At 58.4% G+C, this 16378-nt stretch carries 17 protein-coding genes; 15 read left to right on the plus strand and 2 right to left on the minus strand.

The window, feature by feature from the left end; translation table 11 throughout:
* Positions 1 to 51: 51 nt before the first annotated feature.
* From AABE10_RS05405 to AABE10_RS05420, 4 genes are read left to right on the plus strand one after another with little or no spacing between them, the layout of a single operon-like run.
* Entirely contained in the window at positions 52 to 1704 is a 1653-nt protein-coding gene (locus AABE10_RS05405; protein WP_342932287.1) for a hypothetical protein, read from the plus strand.
* Entirely contained in the window at positions 1685 to 4030 is a 2346-nt protein-coding gene (locus tag AABE10_RS05410) for a hypothetical protein (protein ID WP_342932288.1), read from the plus strand. Before AABE10_RS05405 ends, AABE10_RS05410 begins: the two co-directional genes overlap by 20 nt.
* Entirely contained in the window at positions 4017 to 4649 is a 633-nt protein-coding gene (locus AABE10_RS05415) for a hypothetical protein (RefSeq protein WP_342932289.1), read from the plus strand. Before AABE10_RS05410 ends, AABE10_RS05415 begins: the two co-directional genes overlap by 14 nt.
* Complete coding sequence (locus AABE10_RS05420) at positions 4603 to 5865, plus strand: hypothetical protein (protein WP_342932290.1); 1263 nt, start codon at positions 4603 to 4605, stop codon at positions 5863 to 5865. The genes AABE10_RS05415 and AABE10_RS05420 overlap by 47 nt, the downstream gene beginning before the upstream one ends.
* A 275-nt stretch (positions 5866 to 6140) precedes the next feature.
* Here AABE10_RS05420 and AABE10_RS05425 read toward each other — a convergent pair whose 3' ends face one another.
* Positions 6141 to 6428 carry a helix-turn-helix transcriptional regulator gene (locus AABE10_RS05425; RefSeq protein WP_342932291.1) on the minus strand — a complete coding sequence of 96 codons (288 nt, stop codon included), beginning with the start codon at positions 6426 to 6428 and terminating at the stop codon, positions 6141 to 6143.
* Positions 6429 to 6670: 242 nt separating this feature from the next.
* Here AABE10_RS05425 and AABE10_RS05430 point away from each other — a divergent pair, with 242 nt between their 5' ends.
* The 7 genes from AABE10_RS05430 (at position 6671) to AABE10_RS05460 (ending at position 11072) form a co-directional block, all read left to right on the plus strand.
* Positions 6671 to 7120, plus strand: coding sequence for a hypothetical protein (locus AABE10_RS05430; RefSeq protein ID WP_342932292.1), 450 nt, complete (start codon positions 6671 to 6673; stop codon positions 7118 to 7120).
* Between the two features lie 3 nt (positions 7121 to 7123).
* The gene (locus AABE10_RS05435; protein ID WP_342932293.1) at positions 7124 to 7909 is read left to right on the plus strand and encodes a metallophosphoesterase; all 786 of its coding nucleotides are present in this window, start codon (positions 7124 to 7126) and stop codon (positions 7907 to 7909) included.
* Positions 7910 to 8065: 156 nt separating this feature from the next.
* On the plus strand, positions 8066 to 8341 hold the full coding sequence (locus AABE10_RS05440; RefSeq protein ID WP_342932294.1) for an antitoxin Xre/MbcA/ParS toxin-binding domain-containing protein: 276 nt from the start codon (positions 8066 to 8068) through the stop codon (positions 8339 to 8341).
* Positions 8338 to 9033, plus strand: a complete 696-nt coding sequence (locus AABE10_RS05445) for an HAD domain-containing protein (RefSeq protein WP_342932295.1) — start codon at positions 8338 to 8340, stop codon at positions 9031 to 9033. The genes AABE10_RS05440 and AABE10_RS05445 overlap by 4 nt, the downstream gene beginning before the upstream one ends.
* Positions 9034 to 9205: 172 nt before the next feature.
* Positions 9206 to 9721: a hypothetical protein gene (locus AABE10_RS05450; protein WP_342932296.1), complete on the plus strand. Its 516-nt coding sequence runs from the start codon at positions 9206 to 9208 to the stop codon at positions 9719 to 9721.
* Positions 9722 to 9801: 80 nt separating this feature from the next.
* A complete protein-coding gene (locus AABE10_RS05455) occupies positions 9802 to 10050 on the plus strand; it encodes a hypothetical protein (RefSeq protein WP_342932297.1) in 249 nt (82 codons plus the stop codon).
* An 11-nt stretch (positions 10051 to 10061) separates the two neighbouring features.
* On the plus strand, positions 10062 to 11072 hold the full coding sequence (locus tag AABE10_RS05460; protein ID WP_342932298.1) for a hypothetical protein: 1011 nt from the start codon (positions 10062 to 10064) through the stop codon (positions 11070 to 11072).
* Positions 11073 to 11524: 452 nt separating this feature from the next.
* On the opposite strand, the gene AABE10_RS05465 is transcribed toward AABE10_RS05460, so the two are convergent.
* A complete protein-coding gene (locus AABE10_RS05465) occupies positions 11525 to 12541 on the minus strand; it encodes a hypothetical protein (protein ID WP_342932299.1) in 1017 nt (338 codons plus the stop codon).
* A gap of 176 nt (positions 12542 to 12717) precedes the next feature.
* Here AABE10_RS05465 and AABE10_RS05470 point away from each other — a divergent pair, with 176 nt between their 5' ends.
* From AABE10_RS05470 to AABE10_RS05485, 4 genes are all read left to right on the plus strand, one after another.
* On the plus strand, positions 12718 to 13428 hold the full coding sequence (locus AABE10_RS05470) for a helix-turn-helix transcriptional regulator (protein WP_342932300.1): 711 nt from the start codon (positions 12718 to 12720) through the stop codon (positions 13426 to 13428).
* Positions 13428 to 14246, plus strand: coding sequence for a zinc-ribbon domain-containing protein (locus AABE10_RS05475; RefSeq protein ID WP_342932301.1), 819 nt, complete (start codon positions 13428 to 13430; stop codon positions 14244 to 14246). Before AABE10_RS05470 ends, AABE10_RS05475 begins: the two co-directional genes overlap by 1 nt.
* Positions 14247 to 14437: 191 nt before the next feature.
* Positions 14438 to 14617: a hypothetical protein gene (locus tag AABE10_RS05480; RefSeq protein WP_342932302.1), complete on the plus strand. Its 180-nt coding sequence runs from the start codon at positions 14438 to 14440 to the stop codon at positions 14615 to 14617.
* A gap of 211 nt (positions 14618 to 14828) precedes the next feature.
* Positions 14829 to 16367, plus strand: coding sequence for a sigma-54 dependent transcriptional regulator (locus tag AABE10_RS05485; protein WP_342932303.1), 1539 nt, complete (start codon positions 14829 to 14831; stop codon positions 16365 to 16367).
* The last annotated feature ends 11 nt before the right edge of the window (positions 16368 to 16378 follow it).

Raw genomic sequence — 16378 nt, forward strand, 5'->3', positions numbered from 1 at the left:
AAGCCGATAAATGAAATAGGTAGGAGCGAAGTTCGGAGTTGCTTCTCGAAAATGGAGGATCTGGTTGAAGTCGTAGGAGAGGGCAGATGGTCAAACGCCAGTTTCGCGGCTGTTTCCCGAGAGTTTAGGAAATACATGCTTAACCGAGTCCCGGGACGTCTTTTTCGAGAATCCATTCTGGGTGGTGCAAGGCCGTATCGGACGCGTTTCAACGAGGGCTCGCAGTCGCGCGCGACGCTTAGTGACAAGCCATCCGAAGGAGTGGAAGACCATCAGCGGTACCCACTGGGTGCCATGCCTCATGAAACGATCACCCAGCTTCGTGAACGACAAATCGACCGGATGACTACTGACGTGGTTCGACTTCGCGATGGTTGTCTGGCGGAGATGAGATTTTGGCGAGAGGTACGTCGCAAGCTAAACGCCGCGGCGGCAAGCTACGAACCCACCGAAGAAGAGCGAGAGCTGACCAAAAAGTTTCTCCTTGGCACTTTCAATAGAAAGGATATGTCCAAACTCTTACAGTGCCCGATTCAAAGTATTGTCTCGGCGATTGTAAGATTCGCTAATGAGGTTGGCTTTCCGCGTCATCCTGAGCAACTGGCCCATCACGGTGTTGGCGATGTCGTTAAACGTATTATCGATTTCTTGGGGATTTCAAAAGATCGGCTTGAAGGTGTAAGAAACAAGCAATTATTTTTTCTAACGAGATCGGTGACCACAAAAGAGCTTGTTGCTGCTTTTTTTCCATTGCTTATCCATTCACGGCAAAATACTGACCCCTTGCGTGAATTGACTAGGTCAAGGATAACGTTTGAGAAAGGCATATACACGGTTAGAGGTTTTAAATCGAAAACCGACCAAGAATTGCCCTTGATTGATATAACAGCAGAAAACGTGGCGGCGTTCGAGGCGATGGAGCTGTTGATCTGGAACTTTGAACGCCTGAAGCAATTTAAGCATATAACAGCCTCTGAGGAGCGGCTTTGGTTTAGCTGGGACCATACCTCCAACGAACGTTTGTCGCATCCGATGACAAATTTCTCTTCGCCTAAAGCCCTACTACTTAAACAATTATCGATAGACTGGTTCAGCGAAGAGCAAATTCGAGTCCACATGCTGACTCTAGATCGACTCAAAGATCGCTCCAATATTCACGCGGTACGGGATGAGGCGGGGCATGCAAGTCTGAACACGACGGCTGGATACTTTGAAAACCTCGCGTCACTGCGACAAAGTACGTCAATCAATCTCGAATTTCAAAGACGAATCGACTCGACAATCAAATTTCAAATATCGAAAGAGAATAGGTTCTTTGCTGACAAATTCGATGAACGATACGTCGATCAGAATTTGTTATTCCCAATCGGAGACGGAACCAGTTGTACGAATCCGTTTGAGCCGCCGGATCCGGCGTGGCTTCTGGATGGAGCCTGCGATGCGCGGAATTGTCATGCCGGATCCGGGTGTTTAAAAAATAAGATATTGATCGGGAAGAAGCGTGCCATTGAGGTCTGGGCGACTTCCATATATTACGCTGGAAGATGGAAGCAGTTGATCGCGGAAAATGAGGATGCATTCTTGAAGTGGCATGGTCCTTCCATGTTGTTTAATTTGGTGCTGAAAAATTACATCAGAAATAGCATCCATTGGCTGGACATTGAACCATCGGTGAGAACTTACGATGCCAGTGAAAACCGCTGAAAAGCCAAAAACGCTGGTTGTCGATCCAAGGTCTCGGTATGCACCATCTGCGCTTCGCGCAGTATTAAAGAGCAGCGATCTGACCATAACAGACAATTGGGTCATCCGATTAAAGCGGATTGAAGCCCGGTCTGAAGAGCAGCAATTCCAGGAATTCGACCTGAACCAAATACTCTTACCAGCCAACGGTCTCTATAAAAAGTCTACCGTGCTAGCGAAAAGAGGGGACTTGGCCGCCGCTTTGTTGTGCGGTCTCGACGCCATAGTTTTGCGTGGCGCTCGTTCTGTGAGTCGCACGCGAAGAGTGGGCGGTCACGTGAACAATATCGCGCTTTTTATGGAGGCTCTTTGGCTGGACGATCACACGCGTCTCGACACATATTCGGTCGACGTCTTCATGCAGTTGGCAAGCGATTTATCTTTAAAGGGTTGGCCGGAAGTGCTTCGTCTGAAGAAGCGTGCCGAGGAGGCGGGAATAACTCGCGCTGAATGTGATGGTGCTTTGGCGGGGGCTAATATCAGACGCCGAATTGGTACGAATTACTGGGAGGTCGCCGATTATCTTCGACGCTGTTTCGACGCTACATCAACCGACGAAGTGGCGGAGGAAGTAGCCCTGGAAGAAGTTGGTGGCGGCAGTAGAAAGAAGTCAAAGCGTTCATCAACAAAAAACATCCGGGATGAAGAAGTTTCGTCAGACCTAGGTGAGATCGCCGAGAAACGCCTTTATTCATCAAGCCGGTTTAGTGGATTTTTTCAATCGGTAAATCTGCTCTACGATGCTACCGATGGTTATGGTCTGAGTTTCTGCCCGTTTCCCCACTCGTTTTCGCTTGCTCGTGAGCTTGGTCGTCCTCCTTGCCGGACCAATAATCTAACCATAGGCTTCGCGGGGCGGCTATATCGAGTCTGCATGATTTGGGTATATGAACGGGCGCCAGCCATACTCAACTTACTCGAAAAATTAACCCAAGTGGTCGAGGAAAACCGAGAGTTTTCACGCAAGACGATCGCGCGCAGACTTGCGGCAGCCTTCGCACAATCGGAAGAGCGGTCCACGTTAAACGAGATTCTCCCTTTTCCGCTCGAAAATCTCGACATGACGATGGGCGATAGGAAAGACTTTTCATTCCGAAGCGTCATGGCGTGCCTGCTCGCGTCGTGTTTCGTACTTGTTGCGTTCATGAACGCGCGACGAAAGAGAGAAGTCAGCGACAGAAAAATTGGGCTCATGTGTGGTTGTCTCAACGTGGTGAGCGAAGGACTTGCATTATTCGAAGTAGATTTTTATATCGAAAAAAGCTACATGAAACGCATGCCATATTATGTGAATGATACGACGTGTCTGGTGATTCGCATCCTGGAGGATATTCAGCATTGCTATCGGCGGATCGATGTGGTGCTCGGAGCCCCCACTGCATTTATTCCATTCGAGGAAATCCCGCTGTTTTCTTACCGGAGATACAGTGCTAATGAAGGTATTGGTCCGGAATTAAAATGGTTCGATTTTCAAGACTACTCCCGATCTTATGATGACGTTACCAATTTGATAAGGGAGTCAGGAGGCGGTGAGGAACTGATGTTTGGTGAAACGCAGGTCTTCAGAAGAATGTATTGCCTGATCTCATATTATCGTTACGAGAACAGCGATATCGTGGCTATTAATCATCAGTTAGGACAAAAAGATCTCGAAAGCACAAGGGTCTATGTCACGGATCCAGAATCTCGTCCGGAGATGGAAACGATTTTCGCGAGAATTCCATCTGAAGCAGAAGACCGGCGTCGAGCATTCCTAGCTGAGGACGCTAACCTTGCGAAGGAAATGAGGAATGTTGGTGAGATGAAGTTGGCGGAGGAGGTTTATGAAATACTGGCCGGCGAGACTTTTGCCGGAGGGTTTGCGAAATTTGTACGTCGCCTTTTCGCCAGGCTTTCATCGATGGTTTCATTTAAGCAAGGTGATACAGAGGACGCCGTCGTTCAGATAGTAAAGCGACGGGGGCATTTCCCGCGACCGCTGCGACACGGCGAATGTATGCTCGGCGCGGTTATGAACAGAAAGGCGGGCAACTGCTACTCTGATACCGACCAGAACGTTCATGTCGAACGTGCCTCTGTACAGATGTGTGACGGCTGCGTTTATCATTTATCAAAGGTCGCGTATGTGAATAATTTACGCGCGGATCGAGTGCAAATGAAGGCCGAAATCGCGAGCAGCGGCCTCGAGGGATTTGCGCTTGAGCGTCGTAATCGCGAACTGGTTGCCTTGGATGAAGGTATAGCGCTGTTGTGCGAGCGCTTGGGGATCTCGAATGAAGATGCCTAAGAATGTGAAGAAAAAGGTCGGGCGTAAGCCTGCGTCGGCATACGTGGCGGAGGAGTGTGCGCGGCAAAATATAGTTAGCAAGCTCGAGTTGCTGCAAAAGATCATTGACTATTGCGGAAAAGATGAGAAGGAACTGGGCCGGCTGACTACGCTCGTGTCTTCAGCGCCGACGCTCGTGCTGCCGGTTAGCCTGCGCCAGTTTCATAACTGGTGTGACACACGTGTTGTGAATAGCTTCGTAGATGAAGTGCCCGTCATCAGAAGAATTGGCAATGGGACGCTTTCAAAAAACGCTGAATTGCGAACGAAGGCCGACAAGTTGCTAGCTGTGATTGCCGATATGCTCCGCCGCGCATCATCATCGGAGCAGGCATCTGACGAAGAACGAACGTCACGAGAGTTGAAAAAGGCGCGGAAGCATGTGAAAACTTTAGAAGATGCCTTGATATCGTTGCGGCTGCAGATAAATGGAGTCACCCGCGAGCGAGACACCATTGAGCGTAAATATGAGACTCTAAAGAAAAATTTCAGACGCGAATTGGACCTCGCAATGAAAGAGGAGGTTGGCGCACGTGCCGCAAATATCTCGAATCTCAGACCGAAAAGTCGAAGTCAGTGATGACGAGTCCCCAGCTACCACGGTCGCTTTCAAACGTGTTGATGAACGTACCTACGCTGTAGTGTACGACGAGCGCAACGGCAGTATTGTCTGGAGCATGGTCGACTATTCGATCTTCCTATCCGGGCCGAGGCTGCGTTGTGAACGTTCAACAGTCGAAGGTGCGCTTCTAGCGATAGCTGCCTATCGGAACTTTCTCGACAGGCATGCCAGAATCAACGATCTGGATACCCCATACGATTTTCACGAATCCACGGATGAACTTTTAGCGGAATTTCGAGAGGCTGAGTTTGAGCGAGTTTTTTCTCGAGCGAATTCCAATCACGAAGAATTTGCGGCAAAGAGAACCGTAAACCTTAAACTGGTGCACATCTATCAATTTCTAAACTGGTACAAATATAGTACTGGTCGGCTCGAGTTTTTCGGCGGTGAACATGGGCCCGTTGCAAGCACGCTCTCTGAAAGCGATGTTCAGTCGCGAAAAGCAACCACAGGAGGGGAATCGGGAGATTCGAGGTATCCCCTATTGTACAAACGTGTCGGAGCGGGCTCGAGGCTGGGTCGTGGTTATACGGCAAATGACGACGACAAGGCAGCGTTACGCGATTACTTTCAACGTAACTTTACCTCCTACGTTGGATTGCGCAATATTCTCCTAATGGAGGTTGCAGATCGAGTGGGCTGGCGTCGCGGCTCGATCAACTCATTGAGATGCGATCAATTCAATGAGGACGCCCTCGGAAGGATGTCGAGCCGCGGGCTTTGGTGTGTGCCGGATCGGCAAAAGCGGGGGTATAAGGATGGTTTTTATGTTCCCCCAGACCTTGCAAATCAAATCGCATCGTTCATCCACGATACTCGCGAGACCTTGGTTGATGAGATGGGGTGGAGCGCTCTCAGCAAATCGGGGCCGGTGTTTATGTCTGCGAGAGATGGTGGGGCTCTGACGGACAAAACGTTGTCGAAGATATTTGGCAAAGCGTTTGCCGCTATTGGTGCTCCCAAGCGAGCCGGGTTGCATAGCTTCAGGAGGAAGTTCACCGACGATTCAATTGGAGCTGAGACGCGGGCAAGGATTGCCCTGGGACTGGACACAAGCGCAGAATCAGTCTCCGCTGCTGTATCAGCCGACCTTGGTCAACATAATCCCGAATCAATCAGGCCCTATATCAGTTCCAATCAGACGCGATTGGCCAGTCGCAAGCGAAATCCTTGATGCGAACGCGGCCCAAAGGAACTTACTCCCTGAATCACCGGCGGATCAGAACGGATGTTCGCGTCTCCAGTCGCGCCTAGCGATTCCAGTTAGTCTGCGCGATTCGGTCCACATCCAACGTCGAAGGTCGATGCTTAAACAGCCGTTCCGGAGCGAGTGTCGGCAGGCACCCTAAAGACGCTTTCTGACGCTACGTTATCCCGTGGTTGCGCGCATGCTCCGTTATTCAATCTCCAATCCCGTGCCCGATCGTCATCACTTGCCGGTTGGCCAAGTCAGTCTTCGGCCATGATCTGCACGAGTCGCGCGTGCAATGTCGCTGTGATCCGTTCCGCCTCCTTGGGGGTGAGCCTGTCCATGTAGGCGATGGTTAACAGCGTTAGGGGATGCACGCCGAGCACCTCGGCAAACTGCTCGATCTTTCCGAGCGTTGGGGACTTAAGGTTTCTTTCGACTGTGCTGAGGTAGGTGCGGCTCGAGACCAGCGCGAAGTCTTCCTGTGTAACGTTGTTAATCTCGCGAAGCCGCTTTAGGGCGACGCCGATGCCCGCTTTGGAACGCATGCAAGTCCTCCTGATAAAGGACTTGATGTACTCATTGCGAACACTAAAGGGCTACAATCTATAGTGTTCATTTGTTATGATTCCGCGGAAATGTGCATTGTGCGCGGAGATCACTGTGCCCGTGGCCATCGAAAATCGACACCGCTACGCCGACTTTGCGATAACGCCCAGCAACCGGGCGCGACTTTGTTGTCTAGACTTAAGAAGCGAAGGTTATGTTTTTAACGTGTGAACAGAATCGCATGCCGGCATGGCCGGGAGTGGCGTTGTGGGCCGTTGCCGAGGTGGCGGGTTGTGGAGACGTGCTCATCCTGCAGTTCGCCGCTACAAAACGCGACCTGCCCCGGGTTGCAATGGTGGAATTCGCTTCGGGTGCTGCGGCGACGCTGATGCAGCTTGAGTCAGACGGCCAGATAGTGCGGGGAGCCGCAGTGCTCAGCGCGAAGCCGAACAAGGAGTCCGCACAATGGAGTCTGGAGCCGCTGAGCGAAATTCACATCGGCGCAACCGCGGCCTTCGATGACGAGCATCCGCTGGTGTCATTTGCGCGATTCACGACAGCCGCGGGCGAGGAATTCTCGATGCCCATCGGTGTCGCCGAGAAACACTCCCGTGGCAGGCGCATTTACCCGAGCACCCCGGTGCGTTCGCCGAAGGCTGGCCGCCGGAAACCGGCCGATGTAGCAGACTGACGTATGCGCATCCAGATCGCCTCCGACCTGCACCTTGAAATCGTGCACCAGAGTTTTCCGGGCTACAACCCGGTCGCACCGTCCGATGCGGACGTGCTGGTGCTCGCGGGGGACATTGCGAGGGGAGCTGACGCCATCGAACCGTTTGCACGCTGGCCGGTGCCCGTCATCTACGTGCATGGCAATCATGAAGCGTATGGCGTGGCGTACGGCACGCTCGCTGACACCATCCGCGTGCGCGCGGCCGGCACCGCGGTTCACTACCTTGAGCGCGACGCGCTTGTCGTCGACGACGTGCGGTTTCTTGGCTGCTGCCTGTGGACGGACTACGCGCTCAATGGTACGCGCGACAAGAGTATGACGCTGGCCGGTCGCATGATGAATGACCACCGTGTGATCCGCATCCGTGACGGCGAGCGGTACCGGCCGGAGCACGCGCTGGCCGAACACGAAAAGGCACGGGACTGGCTGCGGCACGAACTGGCGAAACCCTTCGGCGGGCGCACGGTCGTGGTGACCCACCACGGTGTTGCGCCCCCGTCGGTGCATCGGCGCTACGCGGATGACCTGCTCAGCGCGGCGTTCGTGAGTGACCTGCGACCGCTGCTCCAGATGGCCGATGTGTGGATCCATGGCCACGTGCATGATCCGGTCGACTATCGCATCGGCGAGACGCGCGTGATTGCCAATCCGCGCGGCTATGCGACGAACCGTCTGATGGCGGGTGCGCCGGCCGACCTGAAATGGGAAAACCCGGCGTTTGATCCGGCGCTGGTGATTGAGGTCTGATCGCCGGTGCTGCGGCGCCGTGAGTAGCGGGCGACGACGCGCGCGGCCCGGTGGCGACAACGGTATAGGCGCACCGGTGATGCCGGTGCCCGGCAGTAGTCAAACCGGGTGGGCCAGTGCGACCTGCCCGTCACGGACCCCATGAGGAGGAAGAGCATGACCGGGATCGAAACACTGGCTGAAGAGACGTCCGGGCTGTACGCGGGCCTCAGGCAGACCGGTTGCCGGGCGATCGGCGTGCTCCGCGCAAGCGACCCGGAACTGGTTGACGCGCTGCTGGCAACGTTCGAATCCCACGACAAAGCGGCTCGCTGGCTCGTGGGCCGCACACTCGGTTTCGGCGGCTCCAGCGCGATTGAGCTGCTGGCGCAGGGGGAGCGCGAGCGCGTCATGCAGGTCCTCAGTCACCTCCGTTACGGCCTGTGTGCATGACGACGCCGGAGGCCTTCAGTGGCGGTCTGTCAGGAACCCGCATGGCGCATCCCGCTGCGGTTTCGGTCCCCGCTGCCTGGCCCGGGCCGGCCCGCACCGGTGGCCGCGTGCTCTATCTGGATTTTGACGGCGTGCTGCATCCGGAAAACGTCTGGCGGCGCCCGGGCATCGGGCCCTATGTCGCGACACCACCGGGGCATCGCGTGTTCGAGCTGGCGCCGCTGCTCGCCCAGGCGCTTGAGCCGTATCCGGACCTCCAGATTGTGCTGGCAACGAGCTGGGTGCGCGTGCTCAGCTTCACGCGGGCCGCCCGGCGGCTGCCCGCCAGCTTGCGCGCGCGCGTGATCGGTGCGACGTATCACAGCAGGATGGATGCGGCCTCGTTCCTCGAAATGCCGCGTGGTGTTCAGATTCTTGCGGACGTGAGTCGCCGCCGGCCGGCAGCATGGCTTGCGCTCGACGACGATGCCGAAGGCTGGGCACCTGCATGGCGGACACATCTGGTCCGCACGCACGCAGTGCTGGGCATCAGCGCGCCTGAGGTGTTCGCCGAACTCGGCGAAAAGCTCGCCGGCATGTATCGCGAAGGAGGAGCCGGGTGCGAACCGACCAGGCCGCACGTTGCAGGTCACGAGGAGCGGCCTGACCTGGGACGGATGGTCGTGTCAGGTTCGGGTGCATCGCGTACGTGACGGGTACAGAATCTGACGCTGCCGTGAACTTCCTTGCCCGGGCGTCGGGGAGTCGGACCCGTATGCGACAAGACCACGTTCACAGGAAGAGCCGCTGGCAGCGCCGCCGGCAACCGTTCTGGCTAACCCGAAAGACTACAGATATCGGGAAGCCACCTGATATGGAGCGCGCGTGACCAAAGCGAACCGGCGAAAGAGACGGCGACAATCATTGCCGCCCTGTGAGAGCAGCGCACAGTTACGGGCGCGCCTGAAGGCGTTCGCGCTCGCTACGCGCAAAACAGGAACGGTGATGGCCGCAGACCTTTACCCGCTTCAGACGCAGCGGGAGGAAACGATCCAGAAAATACTGGCCGAGGGAGAGTGGATCGGCGCAGACACCGCTCCCGGGGACGTAGCCCGATGGCAGCAACGCGGCTGGATCTTTGGCGTCGAAGCTGGCGGCAGGCTGTACTTTGCCCGATACCAGTTCGATGACCACGATGAACCGCGACCGGTCATCCGGGAGATTCTGGCGGAACTCGGACCCGCTGCAGACCCGTGGACAATTGCCGCCTGGTTTCACTTTCCCAACGGCTGGATTGTGAAGGAAGGGTGTTCCGGTCCGGTCGCGCCGAAAGATGCGCTTGACTGCCCCATCGCGGTCCTCGATGCCGCGCGCCGGTTCCGCGGAACATTCGCGGCGTAACAGCCCGGTGACTTGATCATCTTCTCACCGCGGCAATGTTCCTCTGGACATGTCGACGGATTTCGCAAAGGAAAATCATCATGGGCACGAAAGACACGATCCGGTTTCAGGAGAAGACAGGTGAACTGCCAGGCTGGACGCTCTATACCGAAATGTTCGAGGAGGACGACACCGTCTATCTGGAGCTCGAGGGCGTGCAGGCCGATGTGACCATGATCGGCAGTCTCTGGGGGCATCCGCCCGGCACTGTCGTGCTGCGTCTGCCGACGGTCACGGCGCGGCAGCTGGGGCTGCTCCGCGAGAGTGGACACGGGATGCGTCGCGATTGAAGGAGTAGGGCATGCTCGAATTCCGGAAGAAATCGGTGTACGAGGTCTCAGCGTGCACGTGCGATCGCTGCGGACGGCGCATGACCCCGGATGACACCGACTGGGAGTGGCATGAGCGGGTTTCGATCGCCTGCCACGGGGGATTCCATTCCATTTTTGGCGATGGTTGCACGATCAGTGTCGACCTGTGCCAGCGCTGTGTCCGGGACACGCTGGGTGCGTGGTTGCGGATCTCGTCAACGAGCATCTACGACGATGGATCGGCGTCAGACTCGCTTCCTTTGAGCGCCTTGCGAGGCATCGTCTGGCATGGTGCCGACGATGCCATGTCTGTCGAGGCGATGAACGCCGCAGTTGCGGCCGGCGCGATTGTCTCCGGGACAGGTGACCCGTCGCCCGATACCGGCCCGACGGCCGTCGCTGACATCAGCCGGATCGTGATGGCACTGGGTGCGACGCGTGCCGCAGCGTCGGTGATTCTCAACGGGCTGGAAAACCTCGGGAGTGCAATCACGCAGGACGCCAGGGCAGAGCTGACGCGCCAGGTGTGGCAACACATCAACGAGCAGGAGCATAGCGCCCTGCAAGGCCTCGTCGACGCTTCGCCGGTTAGACTGTTGCCCCTTTCGCGCGCCGGGATGGAGTCGAAGGCGGTTGCCGCCGTGCTCAGCGGAACGACATGGTTGACCGCTCAGACAGATGGCAGGCGGCTGAATCCCGATGCTACGAATCTGCAAGAGGTGACGAGCCGTTGGGAGAAGGAGGGCAAGGTCTTTTCCATCGAGCGGGCCGGACAGACCTTATATCCAACATACATTTTCGACGAACTCGGCAATCCCATCCCCGAAGTCGCAGAGATTCTCAAGGTCTTTGACGATTACACGCCGTTCCGGATTGCGTCCTGGTTCGAGTCGACGAACAGCATGCTCCAAGGCAAGCGTCCTCGTGAGAGCCTCGCAACAGATCCGTCGGCCGTAGTTGAGGCTGCTCGGCGTCATGTGGAGGGAGCGATTCATGGATAGAGCGAGGCCAGTTCTCCTACCGAAAGACGACGGCGTGCAAATGTATCAGGGCGCTCGCAATCGACGCGTGCTCGTTTCGCGCCTATTCATGGAGACCGCAAATGAAAAAAATGGAAATCGCGAGCTTCGCGCGATGGCTATTTTCCTCAGGCGAAGCCGTTGTTTCACCGGTTATCGCGGCGCACGTCTAACGAGCGGCGTCGCGACGATCGGGCTGATCGATTTCGCGAGATAGCGACCCGCGGGATGCAGCATACAAAGGACGTCACCCTACTGGCTGGCCGGTTGTGACCGTACCAATGGCAACGGAAGCGCGTCGCAAACCGGCCCTTAGCCGCGAGATGGCCGATAACCGGGCTGGCGCCGCCCTGGAGTCGACGCGTGCGCCGGCACACCGAGGTGCGATGCGTTCGTTCGGGCGGCGGCGCCCGGGGCCGCGCCGGATGCCGTCGTTACTGCGTAACGACCTTCCGCGTAATCAGCCGCCCGAGAATCGTCACGCTGTCGGCGATCGCCTGAAAAACCGCGCGTTGCTTCGCGGAGAAGGCCGCGTAGTCCGCAGGCGTGTTGCGCTCCAGAATGAGAACAAGCTTCCCGAGCTTGTTCGCTTCCTCGGTCGTGACGCGGAACAATTCCTCGATCTCACGCGCCGCCTGCTTCAGCATGGCGATGCCTTGCTGAATCTCAAGCCGTTTCTCTTTGGCTTCGTCGGCTGTCTTACTGTTGGAGTAGGCCGCGTAGCTCACACCCGCCACCACTGCGAGTCCTGCCAGCCCCCATCCCACTGGGCCCGCGAGGCCGAGCGAGGCGCTGCCTGCCGACATGCCCCCGCCACCGGCCGCAAGCGCACCGCCACCGAGCCAGGCGAGCGCTGCGTTGGTCGCGGCCGCACCCGTCAGAGTGGAAATAGCCACCCCCGTCGATGCCGTGCCGAAGGTCGTCGCAATGGCCATCGCGGCGGTCGGCGCGGCGAACACCGTCGCGGTGCCGGCGGCGGTGCCCAACGCTATGCCTGCGCCGCTTTCGATGTCGGTATCGCGAATCCGCTGGTCGATTTCCGCGACTGCATGTTCGAAGCGCTTCTTGTGAATCCCGAACTCCTGCACAGCAATGCCGAGCGCCTCGGGCTGATTCAGGATACGGGCAATCAACGGTTCGACACGCGCCTTGATGATGTCGCTCGTGGCGCGGCGCAGTTCGAAGAGCTCGACGGCGAGTTTTTGCGTTTGGGCTGCCTGCGCATCGTAGTCACGTGCGGCGCGTTCGAGTTCGTTGCGGGCGGTCTCCGCGGCTTCTCTGTTGAGCATGGTTCTTGTTGTCTCTGGATGGTTGCGCTGAGTGGGTTGTCTGTCCGACTCATCGAGTAATCTCTGTTGATTGTCGGCACGTAACGCATTCTCTTTGATTCGTGTGGCGAATGCATTCGAAACGCCAGTCAGCTGGATAGAGGAAGGCGAAAATCCAGTCAACTGGCGTTATCGGCGAAAAATTGTAAGCAAAAGCTAAAGATGATGTCCTGTTCGCCGATATCCAAGTAACTGGAGACTGGCGCGTCCGTCTCCAGACAGCTGGACTGGCAAATGCCTGAGGGCGCGCGGCCGCGATAGAGTCGCGCTCTCCAAAAAGAACAAACGGGGTGGGCAGCATGGGAAGACCAAAGAGGCTCGCGCGCGACACCGGCCATCCGTCACAGGCGCGTTACGAGCAGATTCGCCGGCGGCTGGCCGCCGCGGTAGATAGTGTCTGCGAGGTCGCCGGAGGCAGCGACGGGCGCGGCAATCCGTTGAAGATGACTCAGGTTCAGCTGGCCGAGCGCGCCGGCATTCCGCGCGCGACACTATGCAATTACCTCAGTTGCCGGCGCGCCGTGAAGGACGTGTCGGGCACGCCCACGCTGCGGGATGTCGTCGGCATCGCGCATGCGCTTAACGTGCCGCCCGCTTTTCTGCTGCTCACGGAAGACGACTGGATTCGTTTGGATCAGGCCATCGGCACCGTTTTTCAGGCCGTGGAGTGGAGCCAGCTCCAGCACCGGCTGCCGAATATCAGCAAGCAACTGAGGAAGGGCGGCACATTCGCTTCGGATCTCGCCATGGAGATGGCGCCGGTCATCAAGGGCGAATACACCGCCGTGCCAGATGCTCAGTCATCCTCAAAAACCGAGAGTAAGCACAGGCTCCTCACGCAAGGCCTGATCAATGCGGCCATGGTGCCGCGTTATGCTCGCTTCGAACCCAACGAACAGATCGAGAAGAGCGCACCGGACTTCAAGGGCGTGCTCGCGTTTCTCTTTTGCCTGGCCATGGCGAGCAGCAACGAAACGCCGTTAGGCATCCATAGTAATCAGGAGCAGTAATGCCGACTACCGATCACGACCTCGATCCCATTCTCAAGCACGCGGACGCCGACGACCTCGGTGTGCTCGTCGACTACATCACCGACAACGGCACCGGCCGTCTCGCGCTGGACAGCGACGTGTGCCGCGTGCTGGACTCGGCCCGCCGCTCGGGCCGCTTCGGCACGCATGAGCGCGCGCTGATCGGGAAGGAAATCCGCCTGTTCGGCGGCAACTCGATCATGAATCTGTTCCGTAGTGACGGCGTACCTTACGCCGAAGTGCTGCGGGACGTGGTCTCGCACATGGGCGTGAAGTTCAGCAAGGCGGACTCAGTCGAGCAGATGGAAGCCGCCTTGCTGGTGGATGTCATGAAGCGCGCGTTCGAAAAGATGAGCGATGCCGAGCGCCGCCAGATTCTCGACGAACTCGGCATAGCTTACAGCGGCATGGGCCCGGCCGCGATGGCCGCCGTCTTCGCGGCGATGAAAATGAGCGGCTTTTCCATCTACAAGATCGCGTTGATCGTGGCGAACGCGCTGGCGCGGTCGCTGGTCGGGCGCGGTCTCACGCTGGGCGCGAATGCCGCCATCACGCGCGGGCTGGGCATTGCGCTCGGCCCGATCGGCTGGGCCGTGACGGGCCTATGGTCGATCGCAGATCTCGCCAGCCCGGCTTATCGCGTGACCGTTCCCTGCGTGATTCAGATCGCCTACATGCGTCAGAAGGCGGCGGCGGGCAGCCAGTGTCCCGCGTGTCACGAACAGGTGGACGCGGACGCCCGGTTCTGCCCGCACTGCGGCCACCGTTTGCAGACGCTGCGCCTGCCGGCGGCATGAGCGCCCGGGATGGCGTTCGCCACGCAGTCCCGCTGGCAGGGCAAGCACGCAGCGTGATCCAGCCAGCGAGACCCACGCATCCTGTGAGCGGCCGGGCATCAATAGACTGGTGTTCGCACAAAATGCACCGCATCGCAGGGGCGCGGACATCCCGTCTGGCACGCGAGGCGCGTTGAGACAAGGAAGAAACCATGTTCACTTCAACCGCACTGACCGTTTTCTGGACCGCCATAACCGCCGTGCTGCATGGCTGCTTCGAGTTGCTGGGCGCCTTGCTCGGAGTGTGCCTGGCGACGAGCTTCGTCGTCCTGCTGATCGTCGCGTTCGGCTACGCGATCTTCAGTGCCGTCTCGGACTTACAGGCAGCCTGAACCCCATGCGCGCCAACCTGCGCGCGAGCCTGTCCCGCGCTTCGTGCGACGTTCGGCAAGCGAAGGCGCGAAGCGCGGACAGCCCTGATGCAACGACGAAAACCATGTTGATACATCGACCCGGCGTGCTCGGAACACCGTCCCGTGAGCCAGTCCGCGATGCCGGATGCGGTGCGCATGCGCACCACGTCGACTGCGGGGAGCCACATTCATGACGCGTGAGTCCTGGCTCGTTTGCTGGATCGGCGAGTCCGACCATAAGTGTGCCGAACGCGTGACCGGCGATCGCGGGCCGATCGCGTCGGCGCTCGCCGGCCCGAAGAAGTACGACCGGATCTATCTGCTCACCAACTATCCTTTCGAGCGCAGCCGCGCGTATTGCGAGTGGCTGGAGCGCGAGACCGGCTGCCGGGAGCCGGACCTTTACGCGGTCGGACTGTCCAGTCCCATCAACTACGCGGAGATTTACGAGAAGGTCAGCGACGAGTTGAAACGGGCTCGCCTGCCGCGCGATGGCGTGGAGCTGACGTTCCATCTCAGTCCGGGCACGCCTGCCATGGCGGCGGTCTGGATCATGCTCGCCAAGACGCGCTTTCCGGCGCGGTTGATCCAGACATCGCGGCAGAACGGGCTGGAGGCAGTCGATTTCTCGTTCGACCTCGCCAGTGACTTTCTGCCCGAATACCTCCGGCGCAGCGACGCGCGCATCGAACGCCTGGCCGATGCGCGCGCGAGCGTCCCCGGCTTCGAAAAGATCATTCGCGCCGACCCGGCGCTGACCACGCAGATCGAGCGCGCGCGGCGCATCGCGGCGTTCGATGTGCCCGTGCTCGTGCTCGGCGAAACGGGCACTGGCAAGGAACTGTTCGCGGAAGCTATCCACGCGTCGAGCCGACGCGCCGGCAAGCCGTTTCTCGCCGTCAACTGCGGCGCGATCTCGAAGGAACTGGTTAACTCCGAACTGTTCGGCCACCGCAAGGGTGCGTTCACCGGCGCGGACCAGAAGCGCGCCGGGCATTTCGTCGAAGCGCATGGCGGCACGCTGTTTCTCGACGAGATCGGCGATCTGCCGCTGGATGCGCAGGTCCGCCTGCTGCGTGCGCTACAGGAAAAGGAGATCACGCCGCTGGGTGAGTCGCGTCCCGTGAAGGTCGATGTGCGGATCATCGCGGCGACGCATCGCGACCTGCAGGCCGACGTCGCGGCGGGGCGTTTTCGCGAAGACCTGTTTCACCGGCTCGCGGTCGGCATCCTCCGCTTGCCGCCGCTGCGCGAGCGCGGCGCCGACATCGCCTTGCTGATGGATCACTTCCTCGCGCTGACCAACGCGGACGCCGGCATCTCGCCTGAGGCATTGCACAAGGAATTCGCGCCGCAGGCACGCGAGGTTCTGCTGAGCCACACGTGGCCGGGCAACGTGCGCGAGCTTTATCACAGCATTGTGCGGGCATCGATCTGGTCGACGGGGCGCGTCATCACCGCGGACGACGCGCGCGCCGCGCTACTCGTCACGACGAAGCAGGATGACCCCGTGATGGGCCGCGTGCTCGGCGGCAGCTTCGATCTGCGCGACCTGCTGGGCGACGTGGCCCGTCACTATCTCGCCCGCTCCATGACGCAGAGTGGCGGGCGCAAGAAGCACGCGGCGGAGCTGCTCGGCTTCTCGAACTATCAGACGCTCGACAACTGGATGCGCAAGTACGGCATTCATCCCAGCTCGGACGGCGCGGCGACATCAAGCGAAGAATAAGAAAGATTATG

Source organism: Paraburkholderia diazotrophica, assembly GCF_038900755.1.
GTDB classification, from domain to species: domain Bacteria; phylum Pseudomonadota; class Gammaproteobacteria; order Burkholderiales; family Burkholderiaceae; genus Paraburkholderia; species Paraburkholderia diazotrophica_A.

Excerpts from the sequence above, each read along its gene's own strand:
- AABE10_RS05405 (WP_342932287.1), top strand. The coding sequence starts at position 52 with ATGGAGGATCTGGTTGAAGTCGTAGGAGAGGGCAGATGGTCAAACGCC.
- AABE10_RS05410 (WP_342932288.1), top strand. The coding sequence starts at position 1,685 with ATGCCAGTGAAAACCGCTGAAAAGCCAAAAACGCTGGTTGTCGATCCA.
- AABE10_RS05415 (WP_342932289.1), top strand. The coding sequence starts at position 4,017 with ATGAAGATGCCTAAGAATGTGAAGAAAAAGGTCGGGCGTAAGCCTGCG.
- AABE10_RS05425 (WP_342932291.1), bottom strand. The coding sequence starts at position 6,428 with ATGCGTTCCAAAGCGGGCATCGGCGTCGCCCTAAAGCGGCTTCGCGAG.
- AABE10_RS05430 (WP_342932292.1), top strand. The coding sequence starts at position 6,671 with ATGCCGGCATGGCCGGGAGTGGCGTTGTGGGCCGTTGCCGAGGTGGCG.
- AABE10_RS05435 (WP_342932293.1), top strand. The coding sequence starts at position 7,124 with ATGCGCATCCAGATCGCCTCCGACCTGCACCTTGAAATCGTGCACCAG.
- AABE10_RS05440 (WP_342932294.1), top strand. The coding sequence starts at position 8,066 with ATGACCGGGATCGAAACACTGGCTGAAGAGACGTCCGGGCTGTACGCG.
- AABE10_RS05445 (WP_342932295.1), top strand. The coding sequence starts at position 8,338 with ATGACGACGCCGGAGGCCTTCAGTGGCGGTCTGTCAGGAACCCGCATG.
- AABE10_RS05455 (WP_342932297.1), top strand. The coding sequence starts at position 9,802 with ATGGGCACGAAAGACACGATCCGGTTTCAGGAGAAGACAGGTGAACTG.
- AABE10_RS05460 (WP_342932298.1), top strand. The coding sequence starts at position 10,062 with ATGCTCGAATTCCGGAAGAAATCGGTGTACGAGGTCTCAGCGTGCACG.
- AABE10_RS05470 (WP_342932300.1), top strand. The coding sequence starts at position 12,718 with ATGGGAAGACCAAAGAGGCTCGCGCGCGACACCGGCCATCCGTCACAG.
- AABE10_RS05475 (WP_342932301.1), top strand. The coding sequence starts at position 13,428 with ATGCCGACTACCGATCACGACCTCGATCCCATTCTCAAGCACGCGGAC.
- AABE10_RS05480 (WP_342932302.1), top strand. The coding sequence starts at position 14,438 with ATGTTCACTTCAACCGCACTGACCGTTTTCTGGACCGCCATAACCGCC.
- AABE10_RS05485 (WP_342932303.1), top strand. The coding sequence starts at position 14,829 with ATGACGCGTGAGTCCTGGCTCGTTTGCTGGATCGGCGAGTCCGACCAT.